This window comes from Pandoraea pnomenusa, assembly GCF_040391475.1.
GTDB classification, from domain to species: domain Bacteria; phylum Pseudomonadota; class Gammaproteobacteria; order Burkholderiales; family Burkholderiaceae; genus Pandoraea; species Pandoraea pnomenusa_C.
Genome location: NZ_JBEBXS010000001.1, coordinates 338,240 through 356,230, shown reverse-complemented (window position 1 = coordinate 356,230; position 17,991 = coordinate 338,240). Strand labels below are relative to the sequence as shown.

General features: G+C 65.3%; 11 protein-coding genes. 2 read left to right on the top strand and 9 right to left on the bottom strand.

Translation table 11 applies throughout. The features are described 5' to 3' along the window. Positions 1-2: 2 nt before the first annotated feature. The 7 genes from ABWO90_RS01445 to ABWO90_RS01415 form a co-directional block, all read right to left on the bottom strand. Complete coding sequence (locus ABWO90_RS01445) at positions 3-830, bottom strand: hypothetical protein (RefSeq protein WP_353189410.1); 828 nt, start codon at positions 828-830, stop codon at positions 3-5. A gap of 232 nt (positions 831-1,062) precedes the next feature. Continuing rightward, positions 1,063-2,178 (bottom strand): HPP family protein, encoded by a 1,116-nt coding sequence (locus ABWO90_RS01440; RefSeq protein ID WP_353189667.1) that lies wholly within the window; start codon positions 2,176-2,178, stop codon positions 1,063-1,065. 419 nt (positions 2,179-2,597) lie between these two features. After that, the gene (locus ABWO90_RS01435) at positions 2,598-3,128 is read right to left on the bottom strand and encodes an RcnB family protein (protein WP_353189409.1); all 531 of its coding nucleotides are present in this window, start codon (positions 3,126-3,128) and stop codon (positions 2,598-2,600) included. Between the two features lie 454 nt (positions 3,129-3,582). Next, a complete protein-coding gene (locus tag ABWO90_RS01430; protein WP_353189408.1) occupies positions 3,583-5,148 on the bottom strand; it encodes an efflux transporter outer membrane subunit in 1,566 nt (521 codons plus the stop codon). A gap of 12 nt (positions 5,149-5,160) precedes the next feature. After that, positions 5,161-8,346: an efflux RND transporter permease subunit gene (locus ABWO90_RS01425; RefSeq protein WP_353189407.1), complete on the bottom strand. Its 3,186-nt coding sequence runs from the start codon at positions 8,344-8,346 to the stop codon at positions 5,161-5,163. Between the two features lie 38 nt (positions 8,347-8,384). Next, entirely contained in the window at positions 8,385-9,641 is a 1,257-nt protein-coding gene (locus ABWO90_RS01420) for an efflux RND transporter periplasmic adaptor subunit (RefSeq protein WP_502922522.1), read from the bottom strand. A 28-nt stretch (positions 9,642-9,669) separates the two neighbouring features. Further along, positions 9,670-10,620, bottom strand: a complete 951-nt coding sequence (locus ABWO90_RS01415) for an alpha/beta hydrolase (RefSeq protein ID WP_353189406.1) — start codon at positions 10,618-10,620, stop codon at positions 9,670-9,672. 239 nt (positions 10,621-10,859) lie between these two features. On the opposite strand from ABWO90_RS01415, the gene ABWO90_RS01410 reads away from it, so the two are divergent. Together ABWO90_RS01410 and ABWO90_RS01405 are read left to right on the top strand one after the other, a co-directional pair. Further along, positions 10,860-11,885 carry a LysR family transcriptional regulator gene (locus ABWO90_RS01410; protein WP_502922521.1) on the top strand — a complete coding sequence of 342 codons (1,026 nt, stop codon included), beginning with the start codon at positions 10,860-10,862 and terminating at the stop codon, positions 11,883-11,885. Positions 11,886-11,995: 110 nt separating this feature from the next. Next, on the top strand, positions 11,996-12,433 hold the full coding sequence (locus ABWO90_RS01405) for a GNAT family N-acetyltransferase (RefSeq protein ID WP_353189405.1): 438 nt from the start codon (positions 11,996-11,998) through the stop codon (positions 12,431-12,433). Positions 12,434-12,479: 46 nt separating this feature from the next. On the opposite strand, the gene cphA (ABWO90_RS01400) is transcribed toward ABWO90_RS01405, so the two are convergent. Continuing rightward, complete coding sequence (gene cphA, locus ABWO90_RS01400; RefSeq protein WP_353189404.1) at positions 12,480-15,059, bottom strand: cyanophycin synthetase; 2,580 nt, start codon at positions 15,057-15,059, stop codon at positions 12,480-12,482. Positions 15,060-15,220: 161 nt separating this feature from the next. Then, on the bottom strand, positions 15,221-17,854 hold the full coding sequence (gene cphA, locus ABWO90_RS01395; protein WP_353189403.1) for a cyanophycin synthetase: 2,634 nt from the start codon (positions 17,852-17,854) through the stop codon (positions 15,221-15,223). Between the last annotated feature and the right edge of the window lie 137 nt (positions 17,855-17,991).

Below are 17,991 nucleotides of genomic sequence, written 5' to 3'. Positions count from 1 at the left end.
TCTCAAATGTCGTCAGGTGCGTCGTCGAGTACGAGCAGTCGATCGGCATGGCGACGGTAGATCCAGGCGGCGGTGGCGGATGCGACCGCCACCCAGGCGATGGCCAGAACTACCTGAAGGATCAGGGTGCCGAGCACCAACACGGTTGCCGTCGGCATCAGGTGCAACACCAGCCCGTACAAGAGCGTGACGACGAAACCGCCGACTACCAGCGGCAGCATTGTCGCGATCATGGTGCCGAACATCGACCAGAAGTGACCGCGCGAGTCATGCCACGCCGCGCGCCATTGCTTGCTGCGTCCCGTGGCGACCTGCGGATAGATCAGGGACAGGCGAACGATCACGAAAAACATGGCGCACGACAGCAGCACGAGCAGTGTGGCGACGGTCGCCGTGGCGTTCCCGTTTCCGCTCAGTCGCAGCGCGAGCCCCGTACCGAACCCGAGGACGAACCACACGACGACGCAACTGATGAAAATCTGCGCCGCCAACCAGAGGTAACGCCAGAGGTCGCGTCCATACCAGCGATGTTGCCGGGCAGCTTCCGGCCCGAGAATCGAGTATCGGTAAACCTGGATCGCGACCACGCAGAACGCCACGATGTTCACGAGCAACACACCGAGCGACATCAATGCAATGCGCAATCGGTAGGCGGTCGGCTCACCCAGTTGTGTGGCCTGTACCGCCAGTTGCCTGAGTGAATAGCTGAGTGCCGAAGTGACCAGAACAATGACGGCGATCGTCAGGCAAAGCAACGGTCGATTCCGCAGTGCCCCCAGGCCGTCGCGCCATGCGCCCCTGAAACATTCCTTGAACGTGATCGGTTCCATGTTTCCCCCTGAGCGAATATCGCTTCGTTGAGCGAATCGGTAAGGCGCGATGTGGCACGCCGCCGCCATTCTTGCAGATCGGCCGAGGGCTGACAATCGCACTGGCGTACCTGTCGGCAAGCGAGCGCAGAAGGGGGGAATCGCGGAGCGACGCGCAGGGCGGGGAGGGAAGCGGAAAGACGCTCGCGACGCGGAGCGCGCCGCGAGCGGATGGGACGCTCGGGCGCCTGCTTCAGGCGTTCATCACCTTGCGAAGCACTTCGGCGTGCGTGACGACGCCCACCAGCCTGGCGGCATCGTCGAGCACCGGCAACGTGCCATGACGTTGCGTCATGAGCAGCGGCACCAGTTCGGAAATCGGCATACCGGTGGTGGCGGTTTTGAGATCGCCTTGCATCAGATCGCGCACGGCGGGGCGTTGCTTCGCGCCGAGCGCCACGCCGAAACGCGGCCAGTGCTGGCGGCGCGCGCGGCGCGTGTGCAGGTCGTGGCGGGTCACCAGACCGATCACGCGGGCGTCGCTGTCGACGACCGGCAGCGCGTCGAGGCCATGCCGTTGCAACAAACGCCATGCGGCCGGGGCTTCGTCATGCGGCTGCACTTTCGCCAGCGGCGGCCCCATGACGTCTGCCGCAGTCAACTCGCGCGCACGGCGCGCAAACGCCTCGCGCTGGGTATCGCGCAGCAGGCTGGCGAGGTCGTCGGCGGAAATGTCGAGCAGTTCGCTGCGGCGCGCAAGCGCCTTTTCTGCGTCGGCCGTCGTGACCGGAATTGCCTGCGCATTGACCGGCTTCGCCGGGGCTTGTGCTCGCATGGCGTGCGGGTAACGGTGCCCCGTCAACGCGTGATAACCGATGGCCGCCCCGAGCAGCGCGACCGACTGCACGGCGATCGGCTCCAGCACGAATCCATACCCCAACGCATGCACCGCCGGACCGCCCAGCACGGCGGTCAAAGCGACGGCGCCCGAGGGCGGGTGGACGCACCGGAACGTAAACATCAGCGCGATGGACACGCCAACGGCCGTGGCCGCCGCTACGACTGGCGTGGGAATGTAGGTGGCACATGTCACGCCGACGACGGCGGCGACCAGATTCCCGCCGAGAATCGACCAGGGCTGGGCGAGCGGACTGGCGGGCACGCCGAAGAGCAACACGGCCGACGCGCCCATCGGCGCGACCAGCCAGGGGATATACGTTGCAGGGCCGAGCATCCACAACATCAGGCCGCCGGTCAGTGCGATACCGCAGAGGGCGCCGAATCCTGCGCGAAGCCGTTCGCGCCAGTGAACAGCGACGACGGCGGGCAGGAAGCCCACTGCCCAGTCCCGCAAGTCACGTCGTGTCATTGCCATGTCGTCCCTCTCCACGCGCACCGGTTTGGCGCGTCTGCTTGATATTTTGTGCATGATATATCGTATATCGATGAATTGGGAGGGCATGAGGGCGTAATTTTAATGCTGCGCCGCAGCGAAATCAGCGGTCTGCCTCACTGGAAGACGAAGCGGTGCACCAAATAAAGGAAAACGAGACGTGACGAGCGCCAAAGGGTTCGGGGCGATGCGGAACCGGCCCGAACCTTGCTAAGGCGGGAATCCGGGGAGGGCACGGCAGGAGGATGTGGCTGGAAGAATGCGGCAAGGCGCGAGGCCTCGCCGCGGGCTGACCCTTCAGCGGAAATTGGCGGCGCTAACGCAGATGCCGGCAGACGCCGCGAATTTCGGCGGCATGGGGTGCGTCGGTCGCACCCCGAAAACGGCAGCGTCGATCAGCGAGCGCCGCTGAGTACGATCTGCGAAATCACGCCGGTGGCGATTGCCACGAGCAGAAAGTCGCCGCCGACGCCGACCCAGTGATAGCCGCGTGGCGGCGGGTTCAGGCGATATTGTCGGTAGTCGTCGATCACGTACTGACGATCCCGGTATTGCTGTGGCATGCGATCGCCCCGGCGCCAGTCCGGGTGCTGCCAGGAGTCCGAACCCGGTCCGGGGCCGGCTTGCCCTCGCGGCGGCGGTCCGCCGCGATGACCGCCTTGATTGCCGTGAGACTGGCTCTGTCCCGGCGGACCACCGTGCGGGCCACCGGGCTGCTGTCCGCGGGGACTGCCTTGAGCGCCGTGACCACCTTGCCCTCCGGGGCCGCTCTGACCCCCAGGGCCGCCTTGCCCGCCGGGACCGCGCTGACCGCCGGGACCACCGGGTCCACCTTGCTGCGGCGGGCCGCCTTGTGCAAGGGCGAGTGTCGAGGAAACCGCCAGGCCGGCGGCGAGGCAAAGCGACAGAATATTTCGCATCTTCATTGTTTGCAGTCCTTATCGTAGGGTCGAGAGACCTGACGCGGGGGGAGCATTCGAGATGAATTGCCAGCGACGATCGTCACCACCGCACCTTTCGTCACATCAGCGAAGGCGGGCGAAAGCGAAAACCGTGCGTCCATCCTACCATCGGGACGCAAAAAAAAGCCCGGGCTTGCCGAAGGTCGATTGACCTCAGGCAACACCGGGCAAGCAGGGTCGCAGGGAAGAAACCTTTCAAAAACTTACGGTACGTTTTCCGACGGGTGCATCGGAACCGGTAGCGCACACGGCGCACGTCGGGGGCGGGTCAGCGCGCCACTCGTCTTGGGGGACACGAGGGTGGCCACCGGTTCGATGCATCGGGTCGCGGTGCGTGCCCGATCTCTCGACCGGGCCACACACCTCACTTCTGTCGTGACGCCCGGATCGGGGCGTCACGTCATTCCGACTCTCCGGCTCAACGTGCCGCTACCGTGGCGCCCGTCGCAGGCGCGCTCGCCAACGGTGCCACCGCCGGCGTATCCGACGTATCGGCCGGCGTCTTCGCGTTGGCCACGTCGCCCCAGCCGCCGCCGAGCGCGCGGATCAGGTTGACGGTGGACACGGCTTGCGCACCGGCCAATTGCACGGCGCTGCGCTGCGATTGCAGTACCGTGCGTTCGGCGTCGATCACGTCGAGATAGGCAATCGAGCCTTCCTGATACTGCGTGCGCGAGAGTTGCGCGGCGCGATTCGACGCTTTCACGGCGTCGTCCTGCGCACGCGTTTGCTGCGAGAGCAGGCGCAGGTTCGACAGGTTGTCCTCGACTTCCTGGAAGGCCACGAGTACCTGTTGACGGTAATTCGCCACATCTTCTTCGTATTGCGCACGGGCACGCGACAGATTGCCACTGCGCGCACCGCCGTCGAAGATCGGCATCGAGAGCAGGCCACCGACCACCGGGCCGAGCAGGAACGTGCGGCTCGACCAGTTGAACAGGTCACCCAGCGTTGCCGCTTCGAAGCCGCCCGAGCCGGTGAGCGAGAGCGACGGGAAGAACGCCGCCTTGGCCACCCCGATACGCGCATTCGCAGCCGCCATGCCGCGCTCGGCCGCCGCGATATCCGGACGCCGTTCCAGCAGCGCCGACGGCAGGCCCGCCGGAATCTGCACCGTGACCGGCACAAGCGGCGAGGGGGCGAACGTGAACTCGGCGGGCGTCTTGCCGAGCAGAATCGCCAGGCTGTGTTCCGACGCCGCGCGCAACCGGGCGACCGCGAGCGCATCGGATTGCGCCGTGGCGAGTTCGGCCTTGGCGCGTGCCACGTCCAGCTCGCCGATGTCGCCTTCGGTGAAGCGACGCTGCACCAGCTTGAGCGCTTCCTCGCGCAACTTCACCGTCTGCGTGTACAGCGCCTGTTCGGCGTCGAGTTCGCGCAGGCTGAAGTAGTTCTGTGCGACGTCGGCCTGCAGGGCGAGTTGCACGGAGTGGTATAGCGCTTCGCTCTGCTCGGCGTCTGCCCGTGCGGCGGCGACGTTATCCGATACGCGTCCGAACAGATCGACCTCGTAGCCGACACTCGCCTGCGCACGCCACAGCGTGTATGGCGCGATGTTGGTCCCGTCCGGTTGCATCTGCGATGCGGGCGAGATCTTCTGACGCGTCGGTCCGAACCCGGCGTCGAGTGTCGGGAACAGCGCTGCCCGGGCCTGACGTTGCACGCCGCGCGCTTCCTGCACGCGGGCGGCAGCCGCCTTCAGGTTCTGGTTGGCGGACAGCGCATCTTCCTCGAGCTTGTCGAGCGTGGCGTCTCCAAACACCTTCCACCATTCGCCGCGCGCCAGCGCCTCGGAGGGCTCGGCGGTCTTCCACGTGCCGGCTTCACCGGCCGGGAGTGCGGCTTCCTTGAAGGCCGTCGGCGTACCCTTGTCGGTCACCTTCGGCACTTCGTATGTCGGGGCCATCGAACAGCCCGCCACCACCAACAGGGTGGCGAGCAGCGTCGAGACACCCAGACTGCGTTTGATCCATTGCGATTGCATGATTGGCATCCTTCAGACTTCGGCCTTGACGTTGGCGGGCATGGTCGACGCATGCGCACTGTGCAGCGGCTTCTTGCCTGCCAGCGTGCGCAGCAGCACGTAGAACACCGGCGTGAGCATCAGACCGAACCCGGTCACGCCGATCATGCCGAAGAACACGGCCACGCCCATGGCATGACGCATCTCCGAACCGGCACCGGTCGACATCACCAGCGGCACCACACCCATGATGAACGCGATGGACGTCATCAGAATCGGGCGCAGACGCAGGCGGCTGGCCTCGATGGCGGCAGCGACAGTACTACGGCCCTGCATTTCCAGCTCCCGCGCAAACTCCACGATCAGAATGGCGTTCTTCGCGGAGAGTCCCACCAGCACCATCAGGCCGATCTGCGTGAAGATGTTGTTATCGCCTCGCGTGAGCCACACACCGAACAGCGCGGACATGATGCTCATCGGCACGATCATGATCACGGCCAGCGGCAGCGTCAGGCTTTCGTACTGTGCGGCGAGTACCAGGAACACCAGCAGCACGGAGATCGGGAACACCCACAGCGCCGAATCGCCCGCGAGAATCTGCTGATACGTCAGGTCCGTCCATTCGAACTTCACGCCACGCGGCAGCGTCTCGGCCGCAATGCGCTCGACAGCGGCCTGTGCCTGACCCGACGAATACCCCGGCGCCGGGCCACCGTTGATGTCGGCTGCGGTGTAGCCGTTGTAACGCACCACCATTTCCGGGCCGTAGGTCGGCGTGACCTTCACCAGCGACGAGAGCGGCACCATGTCACCACTGCTGTTGCGCGTCTTGAGCAGGCCGATGTCTTCGGCGTGGGCGCGGAACGGCGCGTCTGCCTGCACACGGACCTGATACACACGACCGAACTTGTTGAAGTCGTTCACGTACAGCGAGCCGAGGTAGATCTGCATGGTGTCGAACACGTCGGTGATCGGCACGCCCAGTTGCTTGGCTTTGACACGGTCGAGGTCGACGTTCAGTTGCGGCACGTTGATCTGGTACGACGAGAACGTCGGGCCCAGTTCCTTCGTTTGCGACGCCTTCTTGATGAACGCTTGCGTTGCATCGTTAAGGGCTTCGTAGCCGAGTGCGCCACGGTCTTCGACCTGCAACTTGAAGCCGCCGAGTGTACCGAGCCCCATCACCGGCGGCGGCGGGAACACGGCAATGAACGAGTCCTTGTTCTTCGAATACTCGGCGTTGAGCTTCGCGGCGATGGCGGCGGCCGACATCGACTTGTCCTTACGCTCGTCGAACGGCTTGAGAATGATGAACGCGATACCTGCCGACGACGAGTTGGTGAAGCCATTGACCGACAGACCCGGGAACGACACCGAACTCTTCACGCCCGGCACCTTCAGGGCGATGTCCGTCATGTCGCGAATCACCTTCTCGGTACGGTCAAGCGAGGCACCGTTGGGCAATTGGGCGAACGCGACGAGGTACTCCTTGTCCTGCGCCGGTACGAACCCACCCGGCACGACCTTCCCGAGCAGCACCGTGATGCCCAGCAGCACGGCGAAGATCGCCATCATCACGGCCTTGCGACCGATCACGCGGGTCACGCCCTGGCCATACTTCTCCGAGCCGCGATGGAACACGCGGTTGAATGCGGCGAAGAAGCCGCCGAGGTAACGATTCATCTGACGCGTGAGCCAGTCCGGCTTGGCGTGATGGTCGCGCAGCAGCAGGGCGGCCATGGCCGGCGAGAGCGTCAGCGAGTTGAAGGCCGAGATCACCGTCGAAATGGCGATGGTCATCGCGAACTGCTTGTAGAACTGCCCCGTCAGGCCCGACATGAAGGCGAGCGGCACGAACACGGCCACCAGCGTGAGCGCAATCGCGATGATCGGACCGCTCACTTCGCGCATGGCCTGGTACGTCGCTTCCTTCGGCGAGAGCCCGGCGGCGATGTTCCGCTCGACGTTCTCGACGACCACGATGGCGTCGTCGACCACGATGCCGATCGCCAGCACCATCCCGAATAGCGAGAGCGCGTTGATCGAGTAACCGAAACCGAGCAGCAGGGCAAACGTTCCCACGATCGAGACCGGCACGGCCAGCAACGGGATGATCGAAGCGCGCCACGTTTGCAGGAACACGATCACCACGATCACGACGAGCGCAATGGCTTCGAGCAGCGTGTGAATCACGGCCTTGATCGACGAGCGTACGAACTGCGTCGGGTCATACTCGATGCGGTACTCCACGCCAGGGGGCATGTCCTTTTCCAGGTCGGCCATCGCGGCACGAACTTCGTCCGAGATCTGCAACGAGTTTGCACCCGGCGACTGGTTGATACCGAGCCCCACGGCCTGCTTGTCATTGAGCAGCGAGCGCAGGCTGTACGACGATGCGTCGAGTTGCACACGACCCACGTCACCCAGATGCGTGACGGCACCATCCGGCGAGGTCTTGATGATGATGTCGCGGAATTCCTCTTCCGTGTTCAGACGACCACGCGCGTTCACGTTGAGCTGCAGCGGCGTGTTCGGACCGGCCGGTGTTGCACCGATCACCCCGGCAGCCACCTGCACGTTCTGTTCGCGAATGGCCTTCACGACGTCGGACGCCGTCAGGCCGCGCTGGGCGACCTTGGCCGGATCGAGCCAGACACGCATCGAGTAATCGCCGGCACCCCACAACTGCACTTCGCCCACGCCTTTGATGCGCGAGAGGCGATCCTTGACGTTGATGAGCGCGTAGTTGCGCAGGTACGTCATGTCGTAGCGGTTGTTCGGCGAGATCAGGTGGACGACCATCGTGAGCGTGGGCGACGACTTGATGGTCGTCACGCCCAGACGCTGCACGTCGTCCGGCAGGCGCGGCAGCGCTTGCGAGACGCGGTTCTGCACGAGTTGCTGTGCCTTGTCCGGATCGGTGCCCAGACGGAAGGTCACGGTCGTGGTGAGGTTGCCGTCGCTGTTCGCCTGCGACTGCATGTACAGCATGTTCTCCACACCGTTGATCTGCTCTTCGAGCGGCGAGGCAACGGTCTCGGCGATCACTTTCGGGTTCGCGCCGGGGTATTGGGCGTGCACGACGACCGACGGCGGGACCACTTCCGGGTACTCCGAGATCGGCAGCTGGAACACGGCGATCAAGCCGGCCAGCAGCGTGACGACCGAAAGAACCCCCGCGAAGATGGGCCGGTCGATAAAGAATTTTGAGATGTTCATGACGAAACTCTGGGGTGTCGTTCAGCGCGTGGCGTTCATTACGAGCGCGACGCGGTTGCTGTAGCGGCGGCTGCCGCGGTAGCGGGTTTGCCCGGGGTGCCTGCGGCGGCAACGGCGGTGCCTGCGACGTCGTGGCCATCACCCGTATCGCCGGCCATCTTCACGGTCTTCGGCGCGACCGGGTCACCCGGGCGCACGCGTTGCAGACCGTTGACGATGATGCGCTCGCCTTCCTTCAGGCCGCCGGCGATTTCCACGAGACCGCCGTGGCGCTCGCCCAACTGGACTTCGCGGTACTGCACCTTGTTCGCCGGGTCCACGACCATCACGAACTTCTTGCTCTGGTCGGTGCCGATGGCTGCTTCGTCCACCAGCAGGGCCGGGTGCGGTTCGCCGCCACCGACGCGAATGCGGGCGTACAGCCCCGGCACCAGCGCGCCGTCGGCATTGTCGAAGCGGGCGCGCACACGGATCGTGCCCGACGTGGTGTCGAAGCGGTTATCCACCGAGTACACCGTGCCCTTGCGCGAGTAGCCGGATTCGTTGGCAAGCCCCAGATCGACGGGCACGCCGTTCTTGCCCGTGTCGCGCGCCAGATAGCGCAGGTACGTTTGCTCGTCCACGTCGAACGCGGCGTACATCGGCGAGACCGACACCACCGTGGTCAGCGCAGGCGATTGCGCGCCGGCCGACACGGTGTTGCCCACCGTGATTTCCGCGCGCGAGACGCGACCCGCGACCGGCGCCACGATCTGCGTGTAGCCGAGGTTGATGCGGGCGGTTTCGAGCGCGGCGCGCGCGGCCTTCACATTGGCTACGGCTTCACGCGCGGCGTTTTCCTTCTGGTCGAAGTCCTTTTTCGCGATGGCGTTATCCGCGATCAGGCGCTGCGCGCGTGCGAGGTCGGTGCTGGTGAAGACGTCGCGCGCCTGTGCCGACGCGAGTTGCGCCGCCGCACGATCGACCTCCGCCGCATACGGACGCGGGTCGATCGTGAAGAGGGCGTCGCCCTTCTTCACGAGCTGGCCGTCCTTGAAATGCACGGCGGTAATGGTGCCTGACACGAGCGGCTTGATATCGACGCGGTCCACGGCGTCGAGTCGGCCGGAGTAGCTTTGCCAGTCGGTCACGGTGCGCGAGATGACGTTGGCGACGTCCACTTCCACCGAGGGCATGACTTGCGCGGCCGGGGGCGTGCTGGCGTCGACACGCACGACGGTCAGCGTGCCGATGGCCAGGAGGGCTGCGGTGGCGGCAGCGGCAATGAGTACGGGTTTGCGAGCGAGGGTGGTCATTATTGAAATCTCCGGTATCGGATTGGACTCACTGGGTAGAGCCAGCGGCAGGCGGTGCCAGCCGGCGTGTCAGGAACGCGGCCACCTCCCGCAGTGCGGCGGGAAGGGCGGCCAGACCGTGATGGGACGCGCTGCGATGGCGCGTGACTTGTGTGGGCACGCCGGCTGCGATGAGTTCGGACGCATATTTTTCGGCTTCGACGTGCAACAGGTCGTGTTCGGCAGAGGCAATCAGCGTGGCCGGCAGGCCCGCCAGACGCCGCGATTCGAGCGGTGCGGCGTAGGGGTGCAGGCGTTGCGTGGCGTGCGGCAGGTACTTGCGATAGCACTGAGCGCATTCGCTCGCCTCGATGTCGCTCGGCGTGCGGCCGTCGGCCAGGCGCGTCATGCTCGGGTCCAGCAGGGGGGCGAGCAGTGCCTGTGCCGAGATCGCAATTTCACCGCGGTCGCGGGCGATCATCGTCAACGCGGTGGCGATATTGCCCCCCGCATCGTGCCCCGCCACCGCCAGACGGCGCGGGCTCGCGCCGTAGCGGCGGGCATGGCGTTGCAGCCAGAGCGCGGCATTCCACGCATCCTCGGGCGCGGCCGGGAACGGATGTTCGGGCGCGAGCGAGTAGCCGACCGACACGACCAGTGCCGGGACATGCGTGGCGAGATAACGGGCGGCGGCGTCGCCATCGTTGAGCGAACCCGTGCAGAAGCCGCCGCCGTGGAAGTACAGCACGGCGGGCAGGTGTGCTTCGAGCGGCACGACCACGCCCGGCTGACCGGCGAGCTCGCTGGCCAGCGCCCCGGCGGCCGCGACCGGACGGTACAGCCGCAACGTGATCGGCCCGACATGACCGGCGATGCTGACGTCCTCAATGCGCAGCCCGTCGCCCGCAGGCTGACCGTTGGCGTCACGGGATACGTGCGCTTCGTGTCCTTCGTGCGGTGTCCCGGTGCGTCCCGAGCGCGGCTTGGCGTTGCTTGACATATGGCTTCGGGTTCGCGCGAGCGATACCCCTCTGATGACATTCGATGGAGCGAAGTCTAGAGGCCACGGACATTGGGATAAACGCCTATAATTTGGCAACACTGTTCGGTCAGGTCGACTAATCGGCCCTGGCCTTATGGGCATTGGCTTATGCCGTCGACCAATATGCTTATGCTTTCGCGATTGGGGCAAAAGTGGCGGATTGGTCAGCGCAACAGTGTCTTCAATGGGGAAATATCATGGATCGCTTGCAAGCGATGCAGGTCTTTACGCGCGTAGTCGAGGCGAACAGCTTCTCACGCGCGGCCGACAATCTCGGGTTGCCGCGCACCTCGGTGACCACGATCATCCAGAACCTTGAGTCGCATCTGGGCACGCGCCTGTTGCAACGCACGACCCGGCGGCTCAACCTCACACCCGACGGCGCGGCGTATTACGAGCGTTGCCTGCGCATTCTTGCGGATATCGAGGAGACGGAATCGTCGTTCCGCGAAAGCAGCCAGCGCGTGCGCGGCAAGCTGCGCATCGACATGCCGGGCTCGCTCGGCAAGCTGGTGGTGCTGCCGTCGCTGTGCGAATTCCACGACCGCTACCCGGAAATCGAGCTGATGGTCGGCATGGGCGACAAGCCCGTCGATCTGATTCAGGAAGGTGTCGACTGCGTGTTGCGCGTGGGGACGTTGCAGGACTCGAGCCTCGTCGCACGGCGTGTCGGTCTGTTCCAGAGCCTGACGTGCGCATCGCCCGCGTATCTGGAGCGCATGGGCATGCCGCATACCCTCGATGACTTGCAGCGCCACACGGCCGTGCACTATTTCTCGAGTCGCACGGGGCGCGTGATCGACGAACAGTTTCTCGTCGATGGCAAGGAACTCGAAGTCCACATGCAGGGCTCGGTTGCCGTGAACGACGCCGAGGCCTATTTGCAACTCGGTCTGGCCGGGTTCGGTACGGTGCAGTTGGCGCGATTCATGGCGCTGCCGTATCTGCAATCGGGACAGCTCGTCGAGATCCTGCATCAGTGGAAACCGCCGCCCATGCCGATTTCGGCGGTCTATCCCCATAACCGCCATTTATCGCCTAAAGTTCGCGTATTTGTTGACTTCATCGCCGAACTCTTCGAGCGTTGCCCGCTGCTGCAGGGGCTCGACGAGACGGCCGGGCAGTGCAAACCGACGGTCGCGGCGGCCGACGCCGACGCGAGCACCAACGGTCGCTGGGCGGCCTACGGCACCGAAATGGCGCCGCAGGAGGTCGTGGTTTGATGCAGGCCGACGCCGCGTCCGCACGCGCGGTGCGGGTGCGGCTCGCGACACGGGCCGATGCCGCAGCATTCCCGGCAATCGAGCGCAGTGCGGCGGCATCGTTTCGCGCGTTGCCCGATCTGGCATGGGTTGCCGATGGCGATGTGATGAGCGAGGCGCAGCATCTCACGTGGATAGCCGGCGCCACGGTATGGGTGGCGGTCGATGCGCAAGACAGGCCGGTGGGTTTTCTCGATGCCGAAGTGTTGGGCACCGACCTCCATCTCTGGGAAATGTCGGTGCAACGAGAATGGCAGGGGCAGGGGATCGGACGCAGGTTGTTCGACGCGGCTGCCGCGCACGCGCGAAGTGAGGATCTCAAAAGACTCACACTCACCACGTTTCGCGACGTGCCGTGGAACGCGCCGTTTTATTCGTGCCTTGGTTTCGAGGTGATCGAAGCCGTCAACGTATGCGCCCGTCTGGGCTCAATTTTGGCGGAAGAGGGGGCTGCCGGATTTCCGGCGGCGAGTCGCTGCGCCATGCAGCGACTGCTCCCGGTGAATTAGCCGCCGACAGGCGACGGCGCATTCGTCTTCGGAGAGACGAACAACCTTACACAGTTGCCGATTCGGCCACACGCTGTCCGATGTGCGCGAGCGCTTCGTCGACCTGATCGATGAGAATCAGGCAAAGGTCACCCGGTTGCAGACGCGAGAGCGCCGTGTCGATGGCGAGGAATTCGCCGTGAATCTCTTCGACATGGCTTGCGCGCTGCGCGCCGCTGAGCCCTTCACGCAGCAGCCGGAGCACTTCACCGTCTTCACGGCCGCGCTGGCACTGATCCTGATAGAGCAGCACGTCGTCGAAGGCGTCGCCGAGGATTTCGGTCTGACGGCGAATGTCTTCGTCGCGACGGTCGCCCGCCCCCGAAATCACCACCGAACGCCGGCGCGCCGGCATGGTTTCGACCGCTTGCGTGAGCGCGGCGATGGCGTCCGGATTGTGGCCGTAGTCGGCGATCACGGTCGCGCCCTTGTGATCGAACACGTTGAATCGGCCCGGCGCCGTACCGGCGTCGTTCACGAACGTGGCGAGACCGGCGCGGATCGTGTCCGGGGCGATGTTCAGCGCCCAGGCCGCGCCGATGGCCGCCATGGCGTTCTCGACCTGGAAGCCGATGGCGCCGCCGCGTGTGAGCGGAATGGCGCTCATGGCGTAGCGCGTTTCTTCGCTGCCGCGCGCCGTGACGATGTTGCCGCCATCGACATACACCACGCGCTTGCCCTTCGCGCGATGCGTGGCGAGCACCGGATGCGTTGCGTCGACGGCGAAGTACGTGACGTCGCCCGGGCAGGCGTCGGCCATGCGCGCGACCATCGGGTCGGCAGCATTGAGCACCGCCATGCCGCGCGGGGCCACGTTACGCACGATCACGCTCTTGAGCACGGCCAGATCTTCGACCGTGTTGATGTACGACAAACCGAGATGGTCGCCCATGCCGATGTTCGTCACTACGGCCACGTCGCAGCGGTCGTAGGCGAGACCTTCGCGCAGCAGGCCGCCGCGCGCGGTTTCGAACACGGCTGCGTCGACATCCGGGTGCATCAATACGTTGCGTGCGCTGCGCGGGCCGCTGCAATCGCCGGTGTCGATACGCTGGCCGCTGATATAGATGCCATCGGTGCCGGTCATGCCCACGCGCAGGCCCTGCTGGCCGATCAGGTGAGCGATCAGTCGCACGGTGGTCGTCTTGCCGTTCGTGCCCGAGACCGCCACGAGCGGAATGCGGCCGTCGTCGCCGTCTTCGAACATGGTCGAGACAATGGCTTCGCCCACGGCGCGGCCCTTGCCGTACGACGGTTGCAGGTGCATGCGCAGCCCCGGGGCGGCGTTGACTTCCACGATGCCGCCGGCCTGATCCTCGAACGGCTTGATGACCGTCTCGCACACGGCGTCGACACCGGCGATGTCCAGGCCCACTTGCTGGGCGGCCGCGACGGCACGCGCCGCGATTTCCGGATGGACGTCGTCGGTCACATCGGTGGCGGTGCCGCCCGTGGACAGGTTGGCGTTGTTACGCAGCACGATGCGGGCGCCGGCTTCAGGCACGGAATCGGCGTTCAGACCGTGCTTCGCCAGCGTGGCAAGCGCGATGTCGTCGAAACGAATCTTGGTGAGCGATGTGGCGTGACCTTCGCCGCGGCGCGGGTCGGCGTTGACCGCTTCGACCAGCTGGCGCACGGTGTGCACGCCGTCGCCGGTCACCTGGGGCGGGTCGCGGCGCGCAGCGGCGACCAGCTTGTTGCCGATCACGAGCAGGCGGAAGTCGTGACCCGGAATGTAGCGCTCGATGATGACGTCGCGGCTGATGTCCTGCGCGGCTTCGAACGCTTTTTCGATCTCTTCGCGCGTGCGCAGGCGCACGGCCACGCCCTTGCCCTGATTGCCGTCGCGCGGCTTGACCACGACCGGTGCGTCGATTTCCTGAACCAGCTTCCACGCGTCTTCGATGTCGCGCACGGTGCCGCCGAGCGGTACCGGTACGCCGGCCGCGTGCAGCAGCGTCTTGGTCAGGTCCTTGTCCTGCGCGATCGACTCGGCGACCGCCGACGTGCGGTCGGTCTCGGCTGCCTGAATGCGGCGCTGCTTGCTGCCCCAGCCGAATTGCACCATCGAGCCTTCGGTCAGGCGACGATAGGGAATGCCACGTGCAACGGCGGCGTAGACGATGGAGCCGGTCGACGGGCCGAGGCGCACGTCTTCGTCGAGGTCGCGCAGACGATACAGGGCGTCGGCCAGGTCGAATGCGGTGTCTTCGAGCGCTGCGTTGATCAGTTGCTGCGCCAGTTCGAAGGCAAGGCGGCCGACCGGTTCTTCGCTGTATTGCACGACAACCTGGAATGTACCCGGCTCGATGGTCTGCGTGGTCTGGCTGAACGTGACCGGGCAACCGGCGGCGGCTTGCAGATGCAGCGCCGTGGTGGCGAGTGCGTCAGCCAGCGACACCGGACGCTCTTCCGCGTCGGGCGTGAGTGCGGGCAGCTCCGGGAAGCGAGCGCGCAGACGGGCTTCGAAACCGGCCAGATTGCCGATCGAGTATTCCAGATCGGTGCACGTCACGATCGCCTCGATGGCGGTATGACGGCTCCAGAGGTTCGGACCGCGCAATGCGCGGATACGGGAGACTTCCATAAATTGCAATCCCTGTCTGTCCACTTCGCGTCCCTGTATAGCGGTTGGTTGGCGAGAAAATACGACTGTGGCTTGGGTATTCGGTAGCTATCTATATAGAGAAGGCGGCGCGAGGGTCTCTCGCATGCCGCCGTTTCTCAAAGGGCAGCGTATTTGTCAGCTTAGGCGGCCATTGCCCGCGGTGGCTGGCCCATCCACAGATGCACGAGTTCGAGCATCGGGCCGGCACCCCCTTCGTCGGCCTGCAAGACGAGCAGGTCGCCGCTGCTGAGCTCGGCCAGCGCGGCTTCGGCCGCCGCGCGCCGCACGCCGGCGTCGACCACTTGCACCTTGCGGCCTGCGGCGTCGATGCCGGCGCGCAGTTGGGCACGCGATTCCGGTAACGCGCGCTTGCGCGACACGCTCATGTCGTCGCACAGCACCACGCGGTCGAACGTCTGTCCGAGCAGCTTGCCTTCGGCTTGCAGGTCCTCGTCCATGCGGTCGAGGCCCGGGCCGTAGACGACAGTGCGTCGTTCGGCGGGCAGGGTGGCCAGTGCGGCCGCCAGTGCGTTCAGAGCAGGAGCGTTGTGGGCGTCGTCGACGATCACGGCGGCGCCATGCTTTTCGAACAGCGTGAAGCGGCCCGGCGCATCGACCTGACCGACGTCGAACGTGGTCACGCCCGTGCGCAGGATATCGAGGGCGACGCCCATCGACCAGGCGGCAGCCACGGCGGCCAGCACGTTCTCGATCTGGAAGCTCACGCGGCCGGCGTACGTCAGCGGCATGTTGGCGGTCGCGCCAATGCTCACTTCTTCTGCACCGGTCGCCAGCACAACCTGACCGTTACGCACGAATACCGCGCGCTTGCCTGCCGCACGATGTTCCGCGATGGCCGGCAGATGCTCGTCCAGACCGAAGAAGATCACGTCGCCGTCGCACAGCTCGGCCATTTCCACGACCAGCGGGTCGCGGGCATTGAGCACGGCTACGCCGTCGGGCAACACCACGTCGACCTGCGTGCGCATCACGCTGAACATGCGGTCCACGTCTTCGACGAAATACTGGCCCAGATGGTCCGGACGGTCGATGTTCGTCACGATGCCGACCTGGCAGCGGTCGTAGGCGAGGCCTTCCGAGAGAATGGCGGTGCTGTCGTTCTCGAAGACGGCGGCCGTGACGCTGGCGTTCATCAGCACGCGGTTGGCGGCGTCCCAGTTGGCGCGATCGCCGCTCTGGACCAGGCGTTTGTCGAGGAACAGGCCGTCGCTGCAGGCCAGACCGGTGTGCTCGCCCGCCAGTTGCAGCAAGTGCGTGAGCAGACGCGCGGTCACGGTCTTGCCGTTCGTGCCGGTAATGCCGACGACCGGAATGCGGCCGGCATCGCCATCGGGGAACAGGTGATCGACGATGGCGCGGCCCACCGGGCGCGGCGAACCGTCGGCCGGCTTCAGGTGCATGAGCAGGCCCGGACCGGCGTTGACTTCGACGATGGCACCACGTTGCTCGACGAGCGGGCGCGAGATGTCTTCGGCCACGAGGTCGACCCCGGCGATGTCCAGGCCCACGATGCGCGCGGCCAGCGATGCATGCGCGGCCACGCTCGGGTGAATGCGATCGGTGACATCGAACGCGACATTGCCGTTGCGCTGGATCAGCACGTGCTTGCCCTCGGGCGGCACGGAATCGGCGTCGAACCCCTGACGCTTGAGTTCTAGGCGGGCCGACGAATCGATGCGCACGCGGTTCAGCGGCTGGTCTTCGGCACTGCCGCGACGCGGATCGCTGTTGATCTGCAATTCGATGAGTTCGGAGACGGTATGCTTGCCGTCGCCGAGCACGGAGGCCATTTCGCCCATCGCGGCAGCCACGACACGGCCGCCCACCACCAGCAGGCGGTGCTCCAGCCCCGGCACGAAGCGCTCGACGATCACGCCGTTGCCTTCCTCGAGTGCTACGGCGAACGCCGTGGTGACTTCTTCACGCGTGGTGAGGTTGATGAACACACCGCGGCCGTGGTTGCCGTCGTACGGCTTGACGACGACCGGCAGGCCGATGTCTTCGGCGGCTTCCCAGGCATCGTCGGCGCTGTCGACCAGACGGCCTTCCGGCACGGGCACGCCGCACGATTCGAGTAGTTGCTTGGTCAGATCCTTGTCGCGCGAGATGCTCTCGGCGATGGCCGGGGTGCGGTCCGTCTCGGCGGTCCAGATGCGACGGGCGGCGGCGCCGTAACCCAGTTGCACCAGATTGCCGTCGGACAGACGCAGGTGAGGGATGTCGCGGTCGTCGGCGGCATCGACGATGCACGCCGTGCTCGGGCCGAGACAGTGTTTGTCGACCAGGCCGCGCAGGTTTTCAACAGCGGCTTCCACGTCGTACGGGCGGTCTTCGATGGCGGCCATGACCAGATCGCGGGCGGAGAACAGGGCCGCGCGGGTCACGTCTTCGTGCCAGGCGCGAACGATCACCTTGTATACACCGCTGATCGGGGTTTCACGGGCCTTGCCGAAACCGCCGGGCATGCCGGCGAGGTTCTGCAGTTCGAGCGTCACGTGCTCGAGGATGTGGCCGGGCCACGTGCCTTCGTGCAGGCGCTGGAGGAAGCCGCCGCGCTCGCCGATGCTGCAACGGTGCTCGATGAGGCTGGGCAGCCACTCGGAGAGCCGCTCGGGGAACCCCGGGATCTTGTTGGACGGGAACTCTTCGAGTTCGCCGATATCGACCCATGCCTCAAGCACCGGCCGATATGTCCACATATTCGGTCCGCGCAGCGACAGGACATCGAAAATCTCAATGTCTTTCTTTTTCATCTAAGGCTAATTCACGCGTCAGGGCTGGTTTCGAAGAAGCCGGCGAGGCCGATTTCAGACGGCACAGCCGGTCGCGCTCTTACAGTTAACTGGTTACTTAACGTAAAAATCGGCAAACGGTTGACTGCCACAACAAT

Bases quoted from the DNA above. Each gene is read 5' to 3' on its own strand.
- ABWO90_RS01445 (WP_353189410.1), bottom strand. From the start codon at position 830: ATGGAACCGATCACGTTCAAGGAATGTTTCAGGGGCGCATGGCGCGAC.
- ABWO90_RS01440 (WP_353189667.1), bottom strand. From the start codon at position 2,178: ATGACACGACGTGACTTGCGGGACTGGGCAGTGGGCTTCCTGCCCGCC.
- ABWO90_RS01435 (WP_353189409.1), bottom strand. From the start codon at position 3,128: ATGAAGATGCGAAATATTCTGTCGCTTTGCCTCGCCGCCGGCCTGGCG.
- ABWO90_RS01430 (WP_353189408.1), bottom strand. From the start codon at position 5,148: ATGCAATCGCAATGGATCAAACGCAGTCTGGGTGTCTCGACGCTGCTC.
- ABWO90_RS01425 (WP_353189407.1), bottom strand. From the start codon at position 8,346: ATGAACATCTCAAAATTCTTTATCGACCGGCCCATCTTCGCGGGGGTT.
- ABWO90_RS01420 (WP_502922522.1), bottom strand. From the start codon at position 9,641: ATGACCACCCTCGCTCGCAAACCCGTACTCATTGCCGCTGCCGCCACC.
- ABWO90_RS01415 (WP_353189406.1), bottom strand. From the start codon at position 10,620: ATGTCAAGCAACGCCAAGCCGCGCTCGGGACGCACCGGGACACCGCAC.
- ABWO90_RS01410 (WP_502922521.1), top strand. From the start codon at position 10,860: ATGGATCGCTTGCAAGCGATGCAGGTCTTTACGCGCGTAGTCGAGGCG.
- cphA (WP_353189404.1), bottom strand. From the start codon at position 15,059: ATGGAAGTCTCCCGTATCCGCGCATTGCGCGGTCCGAACCTCTGGAGC.
- cphA (WP_353189403.1), bottom strand. From the start codon at position 17,854: ATGAAAAAGAAAGACATTGAGATTTTCGATGTCCTGTCGCTGCGCGGA.